This window comes from Hymenobacter daeguensis, from assembly GCF_054780555.1.
In genome coordinates this window covers 613,042-630,798 of the sequence record NZ_BAAGWC010000001.1, presented here as the reverse complement: position 1 = coordinate 630,798, position 17,757 = coordinate 613,042, and the positions used below count along the sequence as shown (strand labels likewise).

The window sequence follows — 17,757 nt, the reverse complement described above, 5'->3', positions numbered from 1 at the left end:
TATTAAAACTGCTTGCCGTTCTGCTGTTCGACAGGCTACGTAAAATCCCTCTCACACAGGACTATACTAACGATGGAGCAGAATAATTATGGAGGTGCGTTGCAGCACGCAATCGGCTCCGGGTTTGGGGCGGCATCTACCGCTGCTGAGGTAATCAGCGGAATTGACCTGACGGGCAAAACGGCCATTGTAACCGGAGGATATGCCGGCATTGGCCTGGAAACGGTAAAGGCATTGGCGGCGGCCGGCGCTACCGTTATTGTCCCGGCCAGAAACCTGGAAAAAGCAAGTAAGAGCCTGGCCGGAATTGCTAACGTGGAACTCGACGCGATGGAGTTGATGAACCCCCAATCCATTGACGCTTTCGCGGATAAATTCCTGGCTTCGGGGCGGCCCTTGCATTTGCTCATCAACAACGCCGGGATTATGTGGGTGCCGTTGCAGCGGGACGAGCGCGGCTACGAATCGCAGCTTTCCACCAATTACCTGGGGCATTTTCACCTGGCCGCCAGGCTGTGGGGTGCATTGGCAAAAGCCGGTGGCGCCCGAGTGGTAAATGTTTCCTCGTGGGGACACCACTTTTCGCCTTTTGTATTCGACGACCCCAATTTTCTTAACCGAGAATTCGATTCCTTCGCGGCCTACGGCCAATCCAAAACCGCCAGCATTTTATTTTCTCTGGAATTAGATAACCGCGGGAAAAGCGTGAGTGTCCGCGCGTATTCGCTGCACCCGGGCATCATCTCAGAAAGCGAATTGAGCCGAAATGTTCCACACGAGGACTTGGTGAGCTATGGCGTTTTTGATGAAAGTGGTCAGGTTATTAACGACCCTTCCAAGGGGTTGAAATCACTCGCGCAAGGAGCTTCCACAACGGTTTGGTGCGCCACCAGTCCGCAACTGAATGCACTCGGCGGGGTCTATTGCGAAAATGCCGACATTGCCGAATTGGATAACTCGCAAGCGAATGAGTCGCAAGAGGGCACGAGCGACACACAACTGATGAAGGATGTCCTGCCTTATGCCTTGGAAGAAGAGGCCGCCAAGAAGCTTTGGGTAATGAGTGAGCAGTTGACCGGTGTGAATTTCACTATTTAACCAGTAATTGTTTGATAAGAATAAAAAGGTGCATTTACCGGAATCTCATTACTCGCAGCGTGAAAATATAATCTTATGGCAGGGAAAGAGCAAAGTAAATACGCTGAAATTCTATTGTCTTGCATAGAGGAGAAATACTTCAAAGAGGAAATTGCATTGGAGCACCATTCATTTGCCCGCGTCGTATCGGGTGAAATGAAAGTGGTACAGGCCGATAAAACATACACCTTTGGTCCGGGGGACACCTTGCTATTTCCTTGCAATCGCCTGTCTACTCTCATTAAAAGTCCAAAGAACGGCCAACCTTATAAAGCAGTGGTGATATTTTTTACGCCAGCAAGACTGAAAGAATTTTACAGCAATAATCCGATTAATCTGACCGACGCGCCTGCTCCTAAAATCAAAATGTTTGAGAAGCATCCCTTGTTAGAGAGTTTTTTTGCTTCGCTGATTCCTTATTTTGATTTAGAAAGTGAACTGCCGGAAAGAGTCATTTCTATAAAAATAGCGGAGGCAATAGCCATCCTTCGCACCATTGACAAGAACATAGATAATCTGCTGGCAGATTTTTCTCAGCCTATCAAAATCAATCTAGTCGATTTCATGGAGCATAATTATATGTTTAACATGACCATGGAAAAGTTTGGCTATTTGACTGGAAGGAGTTTGACCACATTTAAGCGCGACTTCAAAAAGGCGTTCGACACTACTCCGCAAAAATGGATTATTCAAAAAAGGTTAGCGCTGGCCCACCACCTGTTGGGTGAGAAAAAACAGAAGCCAATCGATGTGTATCTGGAAGTAGGGTTTGAAAATCTTTCACACTTTTCTTTTGCCTTCAAAAAGCATTTCGGCTATACACCAACAGAACTGATATAGTAAATCTGGTGCGCTTAGTGAATAAGTTTTGTATTAGGCGCATCTGTTTATAAGAATTGATTTTTATAAACAGGCTAAAGGTTAACATACTATACACAGTTTGCTGTGGCCGCTGGGTCGAGCGCGTGTCCCCTTCAGTGGTGAGTATCGGCTTCGCGCAGATTCTCAAACTGATTGCTGACCTGCATCGCCCAGGCGGCCATGCCCAGCAAGACCGGCTCCAGCGCCTTGCCGGCCGGAGTCAGGCTGTAGACCGTCACCGGTGGCATCACCTGCTCCACCGTGCGCAGAATCAACTCGTCGGCTTGCAACTGTTTGAGGTGCTGTACTAGCATTTTCTCGGTAATGGCGGGAATGGCTCGCTTGATTTCGCTGTAGCGTTTCGGGCTAACGGTTAAGTAGTACAGGATGATGGGTTTCCAATGCCCACCAATCTTGTTCATGACATACGTAATGGGGCAGTTCGATTCGGAAATGCCGTTGTTCTGGTTGCGCGTGGACGCTTCTTTAATGCTGGTCATGGCTGCTTACTTTGGGGTAGGTGCTTGTTAGAAAGTAAGTGTAAAAATGGTTTTGCAGCTCAATTAAACTAACCGCCCTCATGAACATTACCCTCACCGGCTCGCTGGGTAACATTGGCCGCCCGTTGGCCGATTTGCTGTTACACCACGGCCATTCTGTGACCGTTATCAGCAGCGACCCCCGCAAGGCTCCGGCCATTGAAGCACTGGGCGCCACGGCCGCCATCGGCTCGGTGGCGGATGCCGCTTTCTTAACGGAAACTTTTCGGGGCGCCGATGCCGTGTACACCATGGTGCCGCCCAACTGGAGCGTGCCTGATTACCGGGCCTACATCGCTCGAACCGGGGAGGGCTACCGGGCCGCCATTCAGGCGGCCGGCGTGCGGCAGGTTGTCAACCTAAGCAGCGTGGGGGCCCACCTGAGCGGCGGCACCGGCCCGATTGCCGGCCTCTACGACGTCGAGCAGGCGCTCGACACGCTCGACGGGGTTACGGTCACCCATTTGCGGCCCGGCATATTCTACGTCAACTTCCTCTTTGACATTCCGCTGATTCGCCGCCAGGGCCTCATGGGCAATAACTATGGCGGCCAAACCAACTTAGTGCTAGCGCACCCGCGCGACATTGCGGCCGCGGCAGCGCAGGAACTGCAACGCGTGGGCCCCGGCCCGCGCTACCGCTACGTGGCGAGCGAAGTATGCCGGGCCGCCGAGGCGGCACACGTGCTGGGCAACGCCATTGGCCAGCCGACGTTGCCCTGGGTCCAGTTCAGCGACGCGGACACGTACGCCGGGATGACGGCGGCCGGGATGTCTCCTGCCATTGCCGGCACCTACGTGGAATTAGGTCAGGCCATTGGCAGCGGCATGCTGTTCCAGGATTTTGAGGACCAGCGGCCGGCCATCGAAGGCGGCATTCCGCTAGCGGACTTTGCGCAGGAATTCGCCGCCGTTTACCAGGCCCAATCCTAGACGCCGCTCCCGGCCGAAAAGAAGCCGCCCCGCCCGTTATGGAAAAACTGGACCTGGTGCATACCGACCCCCGCTATTATTCCGCCGCCGACCAACCTGAATTCGTGTTATTACACAAACAGTCATGAAAATTACCCGCTTATCCTGGGCCGGCCTGCTGCTGGAAAGTCCTTCGACAACGCTGTACATCGACCCGCTGCAAAACGTAGCCCACTTGGCGGCTTTTCTTGGGCCACCTAAATTTCCTGTTCTGCCCATTCCGGCGCCTAAATTCGGACCAGCGAACGTACTCGTTACGCACATTCACCCGGACCATTTCGACCAACCCTATTTGGGGGAACTCCTGAAAAACGGAGGCGAGCTCTGGGGCCCGGGGCCGGTCCACGGCGCGGCCCTGGCCATGGGGCTCACTGCGTACTGCCCCGACCTCTACGAAACGTTCGCCGTGGGCGACTTCCGTATTACGGCGGTCCCCGCCGTCGACTGGATTGGCGATGAGCAGGTGTCGTACGTGGTCAGCGACGGACAGCACACCATCCTGCACGGCGGGGACACCAACTGGCACGGCTACTGGTGGAACATCGCCCAACGGTTCGGCCCCCTGGACGTGGCTTTTCTCCCGGTTAACGGGGTGGTGGGCGCCGTGCCAGGCGTGAACCCGGCGAGCGGCATATTCGGCACCATGACCCCGGCGCAGGCCGTCACCGCCACCCGCCTGTTGGGCGCCCCGGCGTTGGTGCCCATGCACTACGCGCAGTTTGACAATCCCCCGGTGTACCAGCAGTTTCCGGCCATCGAGTCCGCCCTTGACGAGGCAGGCAACCAGCAGCAAGTTGCCATCCGCCGGCTGAAAGACGGAGAAACCATTGACTTGTAGGGGCGCAGCATCTCGGCATTATAACCCTGCGGGGAGTTAAGACAGCCCGCGCGCGCGCGCAGAAATTCCTGGTAGGCCGCTTGCCGCGTCACAGTACGCAAGAGCGTGTTGTTGCCTCCACGAAGTCAGCTATTGCCGACAACAAGAGCCGTCGGGTACCCCACGCCTCACTTTTACCCCCCTCACTTATTCAGCCTGCCCCCATGAAGAACGCAGAATTCTCGGTTGTTGAAGAACAGCCCGCGCGGAGCCCACAACCCTTCGCCACCGACCCGCACCTTGACCCGCAGGTCATCTCATTCCTCAAGACCTTGAACACGGGCGGCCCCGGCCTGGAAACCCTGCCGCCCCTGGACGCGCGCCAGGTGTTGGTCGGTGCACAGGCTTCGGTCGACGTGGACTTGTCGGGTATCGAAGTAAGCCAGAAAACCATCGAGCAGGACGGCTACACCGTGCCGCTGCACATCGTGCGCCCTGCCGGTACGGCCGGTACCGTGTTGCCGGTGTTTATTTTCATCCACGGCGGCGGCTGGGTGTTGGGCGACTTCCCCACCCACCAGCGCATGGTGCGCGATTTGGTGGTGCTTTCGTGCTTTGCGGCGGTGTTTGTAAACTACACCCCGACGCCGGACGCGCCGTTTCCGCAGGCCATTCACGAAATCTATGCCGCCACCAAATGGGTGGCGGAAAACGGGGGCGAAATCGACGTGGACGGCCATAACCTGGCGGTGGTGGGCAACAGCGTGGGCGGCAACATGACGGCCGTCACCACCTTGCAAGCCAAGGCGAAAGGCGGCCCGCACATCAAGCTGCAAATCCTGCTCTGGCCCATCGTAGACGCTGATTTTGACACGGAATCGTACCAGCGCTATGGCCAGGACCGGTTCCTGACCACCCCGCTCATGAAGTGGATGTACGATATGTATATTGCCGACCCCGCTCAGCGGAAGCAGATTTACGCCTCGCCGCTGCAAGCCACCGTGGAGGAGTTGCGCGACCTGCCGCCCGCCCTCATTCAGGTGGCCGAAAATGACGTGCTGCGCGACGAGGGCGAGGCCTACGGCCGCAAGCTGAGCGCGGCCGGGGTGCCCGCCACCACCATCCGCTACAATGGCATGATTCACGATTTTGGCCTGCTCAATGGCCTGGCCCACGTGCCGGCGGTTAAGTCCTTGTTTTTGCACGCGGCGGCGGAACTGCGGAAGTACCTCGGCGAGGGCAGCTAGCGCCCCCCTTGCCGGGGTGCGGCAGTAGGACTGAGCGGATACCTTCGCCCTTATGCAAAAAGAAGTTCTAAAGAGCGGATTTATACGCTAAGCCCTTTTCTGCTTCTGGGCGTAATTGTAGACCGTGCCATAGGCCACACCTAACGGCCTGCTGACTTGGTTCATGGATAGGCCTTCTGCCAGAATCAGGGCAATGGCTTTCTGCTTGGCTGGGGCCAGTGGGGGAGGGGCCACGTGCCTTGGGCATAGCCCAATCCCGTCTTTCGTAGCAGCACGGTCAGCAACCGATGCAGCAACTTGCCTAATCCGTAGCGAAACGCAGAAAACGGTGACAACAGCATGAATTTGTGTAACTGACTGATTAGTAATTGACTATGCTACTAAACCCGTTTGCGGGTTTTCTGGCCAATTTCTTGGTTCGACACAAAGCATCATTACCTTAATTGCGTTGCAGGGTGCTAACGGGACGAGGTAGCAGACTATCAGGCAACAGGCCAAACTGCCGCAAGTGGTGGTGGAAATGCTTGAAATGGAACACCAGCCACTGCCGATAATTCAGGTTGCCAAAGGCCGGGTGCACGGCCGTAGCGGCTGGCTGCTGGGCGTACTGCGCAAAAAAATCGTCCAGATTCAGGAGCGCCGCGGTGACGGCCGCCGGCAACGACGGCAGTTGCAGAGGCCCCGGCGGGCGCGCCGTGGCGGGGTTGCTGGGGCTGATAGTGAAAGGGGCATTTTCCTGCAAATAGGCTTGCATGTGGGCAAGGCGCGGGCTGGGCGGCGGGACGGGCAAACCGTAGCGGCCCATGGAAAGGCGCACCGCGCCGGCCAGGTGCTCCACCATGTGCTGGGCCGTCATCTGGCCCCAGATAGGGGCCTGAGTTGGGTCGAGGCGTGCGAGCAGGGTCGGCACATCGCGCTGCAAGAAGGCAACAGTTTCGGCTTCGGAATAAGGAAAGCCAGGCAGGAGGTCGGGCATAATGAAAGGGAGTGAAAGTAGGTTTAGGCAGTGGCTAGCGTCGGCGCCGGGGCGGGGAGTACCGCCACGTCCGGCGGCAGCAGCTTGTAGAGCACCGGCGTGACGATGCGCGAGAGCAGCAGCGAGGAACTCAGGCCGCCCACCAGCACCCAGGCCAGCGGCGTGTAGAGGGGGGCCGTTTCCAGAATCAGCGGCACCAGTCCGCCGATGGCCGTGAGCGTCGTCATCAGGATGGGAATGAAGCGGGTTTCACCGGCTTCCTCAATGGCCTGCTGCAGCGGCAGGCCTTGCGCGCGCAGCTGATTGGTGTAGTCGACCAGCAGAATGGAATTCTTGATTTCGATGCCGATGAGGGCCACGAAGCCGATGATGGCGGTGAAGGAAAACGGGTAGCCCGCCAGGTGCAGCGCCAGCACCCCACCCACCGCGCCCAGCGGCACCACCGACAGCACAATCAGCGTGCTTTTCAGCGAGCCAAACTCCAGCACCAACACCAGCACAAAGGCGAAGGACGAGAGCAGAATGGTGGTGCCAAAGCCTTCCAGGGCGTCGTCCTTGTTTTCCTGCTCGCCAGCCATCTTGTAGTAGTAGCCCGCCGGAAACTTCAGCTTATCCAGGCGCTTGGCGGCCGCTTTTTGCAGCGTGGCGTAGAGGTAGCCGTCTTTGGCGAAGGCGTTGACGGTGGTGTAGCGGGCCTGGTCGAGGTGGCGGATGGCGGGCGCGGCGGTTTGCAGACGCACGTCGGCCACCTCGCGCAGGGGCACTACCCGGCCGGTGGCGGCGGGCACGTACAGGCGGTCGAGCACGGCCAACTGCTGGAAGCCGCCGGGGCGGGCCAGCGTCACGGTCACGGGCAGCTTGTCCTGGCCGTTGCCCTGGGTGAGCTCGGCGGCGGGCAGGCCCGCCACGGCCAGGCGCACGGTGCGGTCGATGTCGGCGGTGGCCACGCCCAGCAGACCCGCTTTTTCCTTGTTGATGTCCACTTTCAAGTCGGTAGCGCGGTTGGCCACCGGGTTGTAGAAGTAGGTAGTGCCCGGCACGGCGCGCAGCTCCTGCTCCACCTGCATCGAGAGCCGCCGCAGCGTATCGAGGTTGTCGCCAAATATCCGCACCGCCACCGGCGCTTCTAGTGGGGGGCCCTGCTCAAAGTCTTTGACCTCGACGCGGGCGTTGGGATACGTAGCCAGCTCGCGCCGCAGGCGCTGCACCAGCGCATTTTTCTCCTCCCAGGTTTCGGCCCGGCACTGCACGAAAATCTGGGCAAAATTGGGCTGCTCGTTGCGCTGGGGCACGTTGTAGTAAATGCTGGGCTGGCCTTTGCCTACGTTGGTGGTGTAGTGAATGATATCGGCCGAATGCCGGGCCAGCACCCGCTCCACGTCGCGGGTCACGCGGTCCGTTTCGGGGATGCCCGCCGAGTTGGGCATCTCCACGTTCACCAGGAACTGCGGCTTTTCGGCCTTGGGAAACAGGCTGAACCCCATGCGCGGCACGGCTACCCCCAGGCCCAGGCCCACCAGCCCGAAGGCCACGAGCAAGGACGCTTTGGGATGCCCCAGCGCCCAGTGCATCAGCCGCCCGTAGGTGGCATCTACGCCCCGGTGCAGCCCCCGCAGCAGGAAATTGCCTTCCGGGTTGTCCGATTCCCGCAGCAGGCCCGACGCCAGAAACGGCACGATGGTGAGCGAAACCACCAGCGAGGCGGCCACTGCCGTTACCACGGCCGTGGGCAGCCCCCGGATAAAGGCCCCCGGCGAGCCCGGCAGCCGGAGCAGGGGCACGAAGGCGATGATGAGCGTGACCGTGACGCCGATGACGGGCAGGGCCAGCTGCGCGGTGGCCTCAATCACGGCCTGCGTGCGGCTGAGGCCCGTGCGCAGCATCCGCTCGATGTTTTCGACCACTACAATGGCGTCATCCACCAGAATGCCCAGGGCGACAATCAGCCCCACGATGCTGAGCTGGTTGATGGTAAAGCCCAGGGCATTAAGCAGAAACAGGCCAATGCTGAGCGAGAGCGGGATGGAAATCATGACCACCAGCGCCGAGCGCCAACCTAGCGGCAGCAGCGTCAGGCTCACGAGCAGAATGGCCAGGGTAAAGTCCTTGCCCAGCCGCGCCAGCCGATGCTTGACGCTGGCGGCCTGGTCGAACGTGGTCACCAGTTTCATATTGGCCGGCAGCGTTTTTTGGAAGGCCGCTACCACCGGGCCGGCCTGCTTTTCGAGGTTGGTGATGTTCTGGCCAGGCTTCTGGGAAGCCGTTATCATCACCCCGCGCACCCCGTTGAGGCGGGTGATGTGGCGGGCCTCGGCGTAGCCAAAGCGCACGTCGGCCACGTCGCGGAGCAGGATGATTTTGCCGCCCCTGGCATAGACCACCACGCTTTCAATCTCGGCGAGCGTGCGCAGGTCGCCGCTGGTTTTCAGGTTGAAGCGCCGGCTGCCCACTTCCACGCTCCCGCCGGGAATGTTGAGGTTCTCGCTTTGCAGGGCGCCGAGCACGGCAGCGGGCGGAATGTTCTGCTGGGCCAGTTTTTCCAGGTTCAGGGCTACGCGGACTTCGCGCTGGGGGTAGCCCCAGATTTCCACCTTCTTGAAGCCTGCCACGCGCTGCTCCAGCTGGTCCTGGAGCTTTTCGGCCCAGAATTCCAGGTCCTGGTACGAGGCATTCGGACCCAGCAGCATGTACTGGTACACGTTGACGTCCGACGACTGAAACCGCTTCACTTCCAGGCGCTGCAGGCTGGCGGGCAGCTCCGGGCGGGCGGCATTCACCTCGCGCACCATCTCCTGGTACTTGTCTTCGGGGTCTACCGAGAAGTCATATTCCACCTTCACGATGGCCAGTCCGTCATCAGCCGTGGAGTTGACTTTCTTGACGTTTTCGAGCTCATTGAACCGCTTTTCCAGCGGCTGCACCACGTCGTTTTCCAGGTCGGCGGGCGAGGCGCCGGGGTACACGGCTACCACCGTGAAGGTGGGAAAATTCACCTCCGGGTCTTCGCCGCGGGGCATGGTGAGCAGGGACTGCAACCCCGCCGCCAGCAGGGCCACGAACAGAATGAGCGTGAATGAGCGGTTCTGAACGAAAAATTCGATAAAGCGACGCATGACCAATACTTGAAGGTTAGTTGCGGGTAGTCAGCGGTTCGGCGTGGCCAGCGGCCGGCTGCACCTGAATGGTGGAGTATTCCGTGAGGAAGCCCGCCCCCTTGGTCACGACCTGGGCCACCGAGTCGAGGCCGGCGCGCACGTACACCTGCGCGCCTTCCACAAAAGCTACCCGAATGGGCAGCTTGCGCACCCGTCCGCCGCGCCCGGCCGGCGCGAACACGAAGGCATTTTCACCTTCGCCTTCCACCAGCGCCTCCGCCGGGATAATGTGGTAGGTGGCCTGCTGCTGCGGGTGGAGCGTAGCGCGGGCAAACAGCCCGCTGGCCAGGGCGGCGCCGGCCTCGGGCCGGACCTGGATGTCAATCTGCCAGGTCCCGCTGGCCGGGTCGGCTCCGGCCGCCAGGCGTTTCACCCGACCCATAAAGTCGCGGCCGGGGTAGGCATCGAGGCGCACGGTGGCCGGGTCGCCCACGTGCAGCCGGGCCCAGTCCTTATCGGCCACGCCTGCCTGCAGCATCCAGGTGTCGTTGCCGGCCGTGGCGTTCATAAACAGGACCGGCGTGCCGGGCGCGGCCAGTTCGCCTTCGTTGAGCAGCTTGCGCACGATGCGCCCGGCCACCGGCGCGCGGATTTCGGAAAATTGCTGGTTGAAGCGCGCAATGCGGGCTTGCTCCTGGGCCACGGCGTAGGCGGTGCGCAGGTTTTCCACGGCCTCGCGCGGGGCGGCGCTGTCGGCCAGCAGGCGGCTGAAGCGGTCCAGGTCGCGGCGGGCCTTGGTCTGGTTCTGCTCGGCCTGGGCCACCTGGGCGCTGATTTCGGTCAGGTCGAGAGCGGCTAATAGTTGGCCCTGCCGCACATAATCGCCTTCTTTCACCAGCACGCGGCGCACGAGGCCCCCGGTTTTGAAGGAGAGCCGGGCCTCGGTTTCGCTACTCAGCCGCCCCGAGGCGGTAATGGGCTGGGCCAGCTGCTGCGTTTGCACTGGCGCCAGGGTCACGGCGACGTTGTCGGTGGCCGCCGCTTCGGTGGCCGCGGGCCGGGGCTTTTTACAGCCGCCGAGCAAGGTGCCCGCCAGCGCCACGGCCGCGAGCAAAGGGAAAGAAAAACCGGGCTTATTCATGACGCAAAACCAGTAATTGAAATGACAGCGAAAAAGAAAGCGGCCGCCTACTCGGCAGCCATGGCCTGCCGCAGCTCGGCTTCGCGGATGAAGACGTCGTAGCCCGCAATGACCCGGGCGAGCTGCGCGTTGGTTTGGCGGGCGGTGGCATCGAGTAATTCGAGCACGATGGCCTGGCCCTCGACGTAGCGGCGGCGCACGATGGCGTAGCTTTTCTCCGCGTTGAGCTGGGCCGCTAGGGCGGCTTCGCTGGCCTCGCGGGCCGAGGCGAGGTTGTCGTAGGCTTGGGTGACCTGCAGCTGCAATTGCTGCACGAGGTCGGCGCGCTGGGCCTGCACATCGTCCAGCGCCAGGCGGGCCAGCTGCTCCTCGCCCCGCTTGATGCCGCCCCGAAACAGGTCCCAGCTCAGTGCGAACTGCATAAACTGAAACCGCTGCTGCGGCACGTCAAAATGGTAGCCGTAGCCCTGGTAGCCCAGGTCCGTCACCCAATTCAGCTGCGGATAAAGCCGCCCGGCCCGGCGTTGGCGCAGGCCGAAGGCGCGGGCGGCCTCGGCGTGTGCTACTTGCTCCAGCTCCGGCCGCTGCGCCAGGGAAGTCGTGCGGTAGGCGCTCAGGCTGGCGCCCTCCGGTGCCGTCAGGGTAGTGCCGGAGGGCTCTTCCACGGCAATGCTGTCGTCGAGGGGCCGGTTGAGCAGGTAGTTGAAATTGGTACGGGCCAGCTGACGGCGGTTAATGGCCGTGGCCAGGTCGCGCTGGTTGCCGGCGAGCTGGGCTTTGGTATTGTACACCGCGTCGTTAGTGGTAAGGCCGGCGTTCAGGCGGGCCTGGTTCACGCGCAGCAACTCAGCCAGGGTGTGGGTGGTGGTGCGGTAGATGGCCACGGCCGCGCCCGCCTGCAGGTACTGGTAGTAGGCCACTTCAATCTGGTGGCGCAGGGTGTTGCGGTAGGCTGCCTGCCGGGCCTGCTGGGCGGTCAAGAGCTCCTTCTGGGCCTTGTAATTGAAGTATATATCCGTGTTGAACAGCGGCTGAATGATGCGGACCTTGGTTTCCTGGAAGTTATTGGGCAGCAGCTGCGTCGATACGTTGGCAATCTGCGGAAACCGGTTGGTGCCGGTCAGCGTGTTCAGGGTGCTGTACACCGGGTTCACCAGGTCGCCCACGGGCAGGTCGATGGTGCGCCCACCGTTAGCCAGCGAGTAAGTCGCTCCCAACTGCACCAGCGGCTGAAAAAGCCCGCTGGTCTGGCGCACCTGCTGGGTGGCAGTGGCCACGGCAATGCCCTCACGGCGGAGGGCCACGTTCTGGGTCAGGCCCATTTCCACGTAGCCTTGCAGGGTGTGGTTGGTGAGCTGGGCGGCGGCTGGTTGAGTTGCCCAAATGCCCGCCAAGGCAACGCCCAAGGCTACCCGTTGCAAGCCAATGTTACCACCGATAAATAAGTTTACAGTGTTCATGTTAGGAGCAAAAAAAGGGTCAAAGCCCGTACTGAAGCACTTTGTTAAACAAGTCCATGGCCTCGTCCATTATGGAGAGGCGGCGCTGCTCGGAAAATATCATCAGGCGCTTGCGCAAAAACAGGGCGGCCAGGCCGTGCACCTGGCTCCACACCATCAGGGCGGCCGTTTCGGCATCGTTGCAGTGAAACACGCCGGCCTCCATACCCTGCTGCATCACCTGCACTACCCGGTCGAAGGCGGCCCGGCCGCTGGCCCAGGGCTCGGCTTCGCCCCGCGCTTGCACTGCTTCCATGGGGCCATTCATGATAAACATCAGCTCGAACAGCTCAGGGTGCTCAAACGCGAACTGCAGGTACTGATGACCAATAGCTTTGAGGCGCTCGGCAGGAGGCTCGATGTCGAATACCGAATCAAAAGCGTGTTTTAGCTGTCCGAAAGCCTGGTTTTGCAGGGCAAACAACAGCTCGTTTTTGTCTTTGAAGTACAGGTAGATGGTGGCGGGGCTGTACTCAATGGCTTCCGCAATGTTGCGCATACTCACCTTCTCGAAACCCTGCTCGTTGAACAGGTGCTGCGCCGCCGCCAGGATGGCCTGACGCCGCTCGGTTTTTTCGCGTTCTTTGCGTTCGGTGATGCCCACGGTGATGCTAGGGAAATAAATACAGTGCAAATATAGTGAACAGTGTTCAGTTGACTACAAAATTAAGTGGGCCTCGGTTCCAAGCATCTTAAACCGCTGCCAGTTGTTCGGTCCCAGCCCGGGCCGACAGTTCTATTTCGTCGAAATTCAGGTCAATTCGCACCCCCGCGTTTCCACTGATTTTTAAGTGGCCATCCACTTGTTTGCTCAGGCCCCGAATCAGGTTGAGTCCCAGGGTTCCGCTGCGCTGGGGGTTGAAGTCGGCGGGAAAGCCCGTGCCGTTGTCGCTGATTAGCAGGTAATAGGTCTTCCCAACCTGGCTGAGCTCTACGCGGATAATGCCGGGCTCCTGCGTTCGGAAGGCGTATTTGAGGGAGTTGGTGATGGCTTCGTTCAGAATTAGGCCCACGGGCACGGCCAGCGCCACGTCCAGCGCCACATCTTCCACTGCCAGTTCTGCCTGCACATACTCCTGGCAATCAAAAGTGGCAATCAGGTAGCTGACAATTTCGGCCACGTAGGCCTGCATGGGCACACTGGCCAGCTGCGTGCCCTGGTAGAGCTTCTGGTGAATGAGCGCCATAGAATGCACCCGGTTCTGGCTCTCGCGGATGGCCGATAACGCCGCCTTATCCTGCAAATAGCTGCTTTGCGAATACAACAGGCTGCTGATAATCTGCAGGTTGTTCTTCACCCGGTGATGAATTTCCTTCAGCATCCATTCCTTGTCCTCCAGGGCTAATTCCAGCGATTTGTTTTTTTGGTTTATTTCATCTTGCTGCGCTTCCAGCTGTTGGTTGCTGCGCTGTTTGAGGCGGTAGCGGTTGTAGCCCAGACCCAGCAGCAACGTCATCAGCAGCGCGCCGACCAGCAAGGCATTGCGCTGAAGCTCACGCTGGCGAAGGCTGGCGCGCTGCACAAAATTCTGCTTGGTGAGCAGGGCCATGTTGTGCTCCCGCTTTTCGGTGTTGTACTGCATGCGCAGGTTGGCAATCGCCGTGCTGCTGCGGGTATTGAAGATGGAGTCATTCAGCGCTTTGTACCGTTGGTAGTACGCGATGGCCGCCGATAAATTTCCTTGGGCGGAATCTACCTTGAAGCGCAATAAGTAGAAGCCCGCATTTTCGGTCAGCGATGCCGTTTGACTGCCAATGGCCGCGCCTTTATCGAGGTAAAACCGGGCCTTGGCAAACTGATGGGTATCCGTGTAAATGCGACCGAGCAACACGCAGGACGTGTACTGAATTTGACGGTAGAATATTTCGAATTTTTTGTTTTGGCGGGCCAGGGAGGATGCCAGGGCGACTCCCTGCAGGGCCGCCTTTTCGGCCCGCGCGTACTGCTTGCTCGCTACGTACCCATTGCCCAAACCCTCGGCCAGCATGTAGCGGGTTACATCGTTGACGGGTGGATTGGCCCGGCTCTCTTTCAGCAGCAAAGCCACTGCCCGCTCCGGCTGATGCATTTTGATGAGCGTGTTAGCTATGGCGCAGGCGGCACGCATGTACGTTTCGGCCGGTGCGGCTTTCTCTTCCCGCTTCATCTGCGCCAATGCCAGGTAGCGGTACGTCAGGCTGGGGGCATATTGGCGGAGGGTTTCGTGGATTTCCGCCATCCGCATGTAGAAATTGCTCAGATAGACCAGGTCATTCGCTGCCTTCGCGCTTTCAATCGCCGCCAATTCGAAGCGAATAGCCTCCTGGTAGTTGGCCATTTGCTCGTCCACGGCTACCAATAGGTCAAAGGTGTAGTGCAGGCGGCGGTAGCCGATGCTTCGGTACTCGGCCAGCACCTGCAGCAGCTCGTCGTGCGCCTGGGCGTAGCGCGCCTGGGCGAGGTGCATATCGGCAATCCATTTGAGCAGATACGCCGCCCTTTCCAGGTCGTGCGTCGCCAGGTAAAGGCGCCGGGCTTTTGCAAAGCATTCCATGGCGCGGAACAGGTCGCCCGAATTGGCGCGGTAGGCAATGCCTGCGTAGAACCAGCCAATTGCTTCCAGGTGCTTGTCCCGAAGGGCTACGCTCTGCGCGATGCCTTGCTGCAGCAAGGAAGTGCCCTGGGTAGTCTGGTTGAGTAAGAGCAGGATACGGCCGGTGATGTACAGGCTGTTTATTTTGCCCCTGGCAAAGCGCAACTCGTCGCTCAGGCGCTGGGCCTGCTGGCTGTAGGCATAGGCGCTATCCAAACCCATCAACAGCTCTTCGCGCCGGGTAACCAGGGCATTGCTTAGCCGTAGCAAAAGGTTCACCCGGTTTGTATCCGGCGGGCATTGCCATACCCTGGCTTTTAGGCTGTCCACTGAGGCCCGGCCCAACAGGGGGGCCAATGGCTCAGCTTTCACTATCGGGCCAGCACCAAGCAGCAGCAGAAAAAGTAGCCGGAGTTTCATGTTGACCATCAACTCCAATGGATGGATAAGGCAGCGCTTGACTATATTAAGATACGGCAATTGTCTGGCTCATGCAATAATGCCCGAAATTAGCTTACATCAGGGCAACAGGGCGTGCTTTGCGGATGCACTTCGCTAGTCCTGGGCCAACACGCGCGCATCGGGCCGGCTTGCCCGGGTCACGGCCTCTACGTCATCAAACGCCAACGTGATGCGTACGCCCTGCTGCCCGTCAATTCGCAACCGCCCATCAATCTGCTTGCTCAGGCCCCGAATCAGACTCAGTCCCAGGGTTCGGCTGCGCTGGGGGTTGAAATCGGCGGGCAAGCCCACTCCGTTGTCACTGATGTTAAGCACGTAAGTTTTCACAGAACGGGTGAGCTCTATGCGAATGATGCCGGCCTGCCGGGCTGGAAAGGCGTATTTGAGGGAATTGGTAATGGCCTCGTTGAGAATCAGGCCCACGGGCACGGCCAGTGACACATCCAGCTCCACGTCGGCTACTGCAAGCTCGGCCCGGACGAAGCGTTGGCTATCAAAGGAGGCAATCAGGTAATTCGCAATTTCCAGTACGTAGGCCTGCATGGGCACGCTGGCCAGCTGCGTGCCCTGGTAGAGTTTCTGGTGGATAAGGGCCATAGACTGCACCCGGTTCTGGCTCTCGCGAATGGCCGAAAGCGCTGCTTTGTCCGTGAGGTAAATGGTTTGCGAGTGCAACAGGCTGGTGATAATCTGTAGGTTGTTTTTCACCCGGTGATGAATCTCCTTCAGCATCCACTCCTTATCCTCCAACAGTTGGTCCTTGTCCACCAGCAGCAGCTCTTTCTCACTCACTACCTGTTCCAGGGCCTGGTTTTTCTGGTTGATTTCGAGCTGTTTCTTTTCCAGCAGCTGGTTGTTGCGCTGCTTGAGCCGGTAGCGGTTGTAGCTCACGCCCAGCAACAAAGCCAATAGTAGCGTTCCTGCCAAAAAGCCGTTGCGCTGCAACTCTCGCTGCCGGATTTGTGATTGCTGCAATACGTTTTTTTTGGTGAGCAGTGCCAGGCGATGCTCGCGCTTTTCAGTGTCGTAGCGAATTTGTAGCCCCGCAATCAGTTTACTATTCCGCTCACTGAAAATGGAATCGTTTAGGGTTTTGAAGTGCTGGTAATCTTTGAGGGCTTCCGTAAAATGCCCTTGCGCAGAATCGGCTTTGAAAAGCAGTAAGTGAATGGCTGATAATTCTTTTACACTAGCGAACTGGCTACTTGAGGAAAGCACCTTATTGAGCAGCAGGCGGCCAGCATCGTAGCGACGGGTGGCCATATAGACCTTGCTCAGAAGCAGATTGGATTTATATACGTACTGCTGAGCACTGAGCTGAGTACTGTGTTGCCGGTTGGCTTCGGCCAGCTGGACGCCTTGTCGTGCGTATTGCTCGGCCAATGCGTACTGTTTCGTGGCGAGGTAGCACAGCCCGAATCCTTGCGTGGCGATTAAGCGGGTGTATGCATTCGTGGGAGGAAATGCTCGGCATTCTTTTTGAAAAAGCGCCAAGGCTTGCTGCGGCTGGTGCTGGTCAACCAGGGTTTTCGCGATGGTATGGGCTACATAAACGGGGTTTTGGTTGTTTTTAAAAACCTTGTTTTTCTCTGCCAAGGCCAGCGCCTTGTATTGAAAATCAAGATTGAGCCTTTTTTGATTTAACTCGGCATATAAGAGCGCTGCTCTTAGGTAAAAATAGACCAAGTTGCCCGTGTCATGAGTTGCTTTAGCGCTTTCGATGGCCGCCAGCTGAAATCCCAACGCCTCCTGGTATAGCCCCAGCTTCATATCAACTGGCACGAGTAAGTCAAAGGTGTAGTGCAGCCAAGGATAGTGAATCTTGCGATACTTTGCCAAGGCTTGCAAGAGCTCCTCACGCGCCAAGGCATAATTGCCGAGCACGAGGTGCATATCAGCAATTGTTTTTAGCGTGTAAGCTTCTTTCGAACGCTCCGCTGTCAATGCGTACAGCTCCATTGCTTTCCGTAGGCAACTGATTCCTTTTGGAATATCAGCGGCAATGGGACGGTAGGAGCAGCCTAGGTAATACCAGGCCTCGGCTTCGGAATGCTTGTCGTGCTGCTGTCGGCTAAGTGCCAACGCTTGGTGCAACACCGTTTTTCCCTGCGCTGCCTGACTTAGGTAGGGCATGATGCGTCCAAGCAGAACGAGGCTTCTTATTATGCCGCTCTTGTAGGCTAAAGCTTCGCTCAATGATTTGGCACGGTGGGCGTATGCATAAGCGCTATCTAGCCCCGATGCAAACTCGTCTTGCCTGGAAACCAAATCATTGCCTAACGCTAGCAGGACGCCTACTTTGTCAATATTCGCGGGGCTGTGCCAAAGCTGTTTTCGTAAGCTGCTGGCTTGCGCATCCGTCAACAAAGGGGTTAGCGGTTCCGCGCGCGTAGTCCAGCAGGTGGCAAGCATCAGCAGGAACGAGAAGGCATATTTCAT

The 17,757-nt window shown here is 58.7% G+C and carries 13 protein-coding genes; 5 read left to right on the top strand and 8 right to left on the bottom strand.

What is annotated here, in order from left to right; translation table 11 throughout:
- Positions 1–72: 72 nt before the first annotated feature.
- The gene (locus ACYVHT_RS02725) at positions 73–1,098 is read left to right on the top strand and encodes an SDR family NAD(P)-dependent oxidoreductase (RefSeq protein ID WP_460547684.1); all 1,026 of its coding nucleotides are present in this window, start codon (positions 73–75) and stop codon (positions 1,096–1,098) included.
- A 75-nt stretch (positions 1,099–1,173) separates the two neighbouring features.
- The gene (locus ACYVHT_RS02720; RefSeq protein WP_460547682.1) at positions 1,174–1,977 is read left to right on the top strand and encodes a helix-turn-helix domain-containing protein; all 804 of its coding nucleotides are present in this window, start codon (positions 1,174–1,176) and stop codon (positions 1,975–1,977) included.
- A gap of 134 nt (positions 1,978–2,111) precedes the next feature.
- Here ACYVHT_RS02720 and ACYVHT_RS02715 read toward each other — a convergent pair whose 3' ends face one another.
- Positions 2,112–2,498: a winged helix-turn-helix transcriptional regulator gene (locus ACYVHT_RS02715; RefSeq protein ID WP_460547680.1), complete on the bottom strand. Its 387-nt coding sequence runs from the start codon at positions 2,496–2,498 to the stop codon at positions 2,112–2,114.
- 80 nt (positions 2,499–2,578) lie between these two features.
- On the opposite strand from ACYVHT_RS02715, the gene ACYVHT_RS02710 reads away from it, so the two are divergent.
- From ACYVHT_RS02710 to ACYVHT_RS02700, 3 genes are all read left to right on the top strand, one after another.
- The gene (locus ACYVHT_RS02710; RefSeq protein WP_460547678.1) at positions 2,579–3,469 is read left to right on the top strand and encodes a Rossmann-fold NAD(P)-binding domain-containing protein; all 891 of its coding nucleotides are present in this window, start codon (positions 2,579–2,581) and stop codon (positions 3,467–3,469) included.
- Between the two features lie 124 nt (positions 3,470–3,593).
- Complete coding sequence (locus ACYVHT_RS02705) at positions 3,594–4,346, top strand: MBL fold metallo-hydrolase (protein ID WP_460547676.1); 753 nt, start codon at positions 3,594–3,596, stop codon at positions 4,344–4,346.
- Between the two features lie 203 nt (positions 4,347–4,549).
- Entirely contained in the window at positions 4,550–5,572 is a 1,023-nt protein-coding gene (locus tag ACYVHT_RS02700; protein ID WP_460547674.1) for an alpha/beta hydrolase, read from the top strand.
- Positions 5,573–6,011: 439 nt separating this feature from the next.
- Here the strand turns inward: ACYVHT_RS02700 and ACYVHT_RS02695 are convergent, their stop codons facing one another.
- The 7 genes from ACYVHT_RS02695 to ACYVHT_RS02665 form a co-directional block, all read right to left on the bottom strand.
- Positions 6,012–6,548, bottom strand: a complete 537-nt coding sequence (locus tag ACYVHT_RS02695) for a DUF1569 domain-containing protein (RefSeq protein WP_460547672.1) — start codon at positions 6,546–6,548, stop codon at positions 6,012–6,014.
- A 23-nt stretch (positions 6,549–6,571) separates the two neighbouring features.
- On the bottom strand, positions 6,572–9,661 hold the full coding sequence (locus ACYVHT_RS02690; RefSeq protein WP_460547669.1) for an efflux RND transporter permease subunit: 3,090 nt from the start codon (positions 9,659–9,661) through the stop codon (positions 6,572–6,574).
- Between the two features lie 16 nt (positions 9,662–9,677).
- Positions 9,678–10,784, bottom strand: a complete 1,107-nt coding sequence (locus tag ACYVHT_RS02685; RefSeq protein WP_460547667.1) for an efflux RND transporter periplasmic adaptor subunit — start codon at positions 10,782–10,784, stop codon at positions 9,678–9,680.
- A gap of 47 nt (positions 10,785–10,831) precedes the next feature.
- Positions 10,832–12,244 (bottom strand): TolC family protein, encoded by a 1,413-nt coding sequence (locus tag ACYVHT_RS02680; protein WP_460547665.1) that lies wholly within the window; start codon positions 12,242–12,244, stop codon positions 10,832–10,834.
- Between the two features lie 19 nt (positions 12,245–12,263).
- Entirely contained in the window at positions 12,264–12,887 is a 624-nt protein-coding gene (locus ACYVHT_RS02675; RefSeq protein ID WP_460547663.1) for a TetR/AcrR family transcriptional regulator, read from the bottom strand.
- Positions 12,888–12,975: 88 nt separating this feature from the next.
- Complete coding sequence (locus tag ACYVHT_RS02670) at positions 12,976–15,135, bottom strand: sensor histidine kinase (protein ID WP_460547661.1); 2,160 nt, start codon at positions 15,133–15,135, stop codon at positions 12,976–12,978.
- 276 nt (positions 15,136–15,411) lie between these two features.
- Entirely contained in the window at positions 15,412–17,757 is a 2,346-nt protein-coding gene (locus ACYVHT_RS02665; RefSeq protein WP_460547659.1) for a sensor histidine kinase, read from the bottom strand.

What these genes read in the sequence shown, in the direction of transcription:
- ACYVHT_RS02720 (WP_460547682.1), top strand. Translation starts at nt 1,174, where the DNA reads ATGGCAGGGAAAGAGCAAAGTAAATACGCTGAAATTCTATTGTCTTGC.
- ACYVHT_RS02710 (WP_460547678.1), top strand. Translation starts at nt 2,579, where the DNA reads ATGAACATTACCCTCACCGGCTCGCTGGGTAACATTGGCCGCCCGTTG.
- ACYVHT_RS02690 (WP_460547669.1), bottom strand. Translation starts at nt 9,661, where the DNA reads ATGCGTCGCTTTATCGAATTTTTCGTTCAGAACCGCTCATTCACGCTC.
- ACYVHT_RS02715 (WP_460547680.1), bottom strand. Translation starts at nt 2,498, where the DNA reads ATGACCAGCATTAAAGAAGCGTCCACGCGCAACCAGAACAACGGCATT.
- ACYVHT_RS02665 (WP_460547659.1), bottom strand. Translation starts at nt 17,757, where the DNA reads ATGAAATATGCCTTCTCGTTCCTGCTGATGCTTGCCACCTGCTGGACT.
- ACYVHT_RS02725 (WP_460547684.1), top strand. Translation starts at nt 73, where the DNA reads ATGGAGCAGAATAATTATGGAGGTGCGTTGCAGCACGCAATCGGCTCC.
- ACYVHT_RS02705 (WP_460547676.1), top strand. Translation starts at nt 3,594, where the DNA reads ATGAAAATTACCCGCTTATCCTGGGCCGGCCTGCTGCTGGAAAGTCCT.
- ACYVHT_RS02685 (WP_460547667.1), bottom strand. Translation starts at nt 10,784, where the DNA reads ATGAATAAGCCCGGTTTTTCTTTCCCTTTGCTCGCGGCCGTGGCGCTG.
- ACYVHT_RS02695 (WP_460547672.1), bottom strand. Translation starts at nt 6,548, where the DNA reads ATGCCCGACCTCCTGCCTGGCTTTCCTTATTCCGAAGCCGAAACTGTT.
- ACYVHT_RS02680 (WP_460547665.1), bottom strand. Translation starts at nt 12,244, where the DNA reads ATGAACACTGTAAACTTATTTATCGGTGGTAACATTGGCTTGCAACGG.
- ACYVHT_RS02700 (WP_460547674.1), top strand. Translation starts at nt 4,550, where the DNA reads ATGAAGAACGCAGAATTCTCGGTTGTTGAAGAACAGCCCGCGCGGAGC.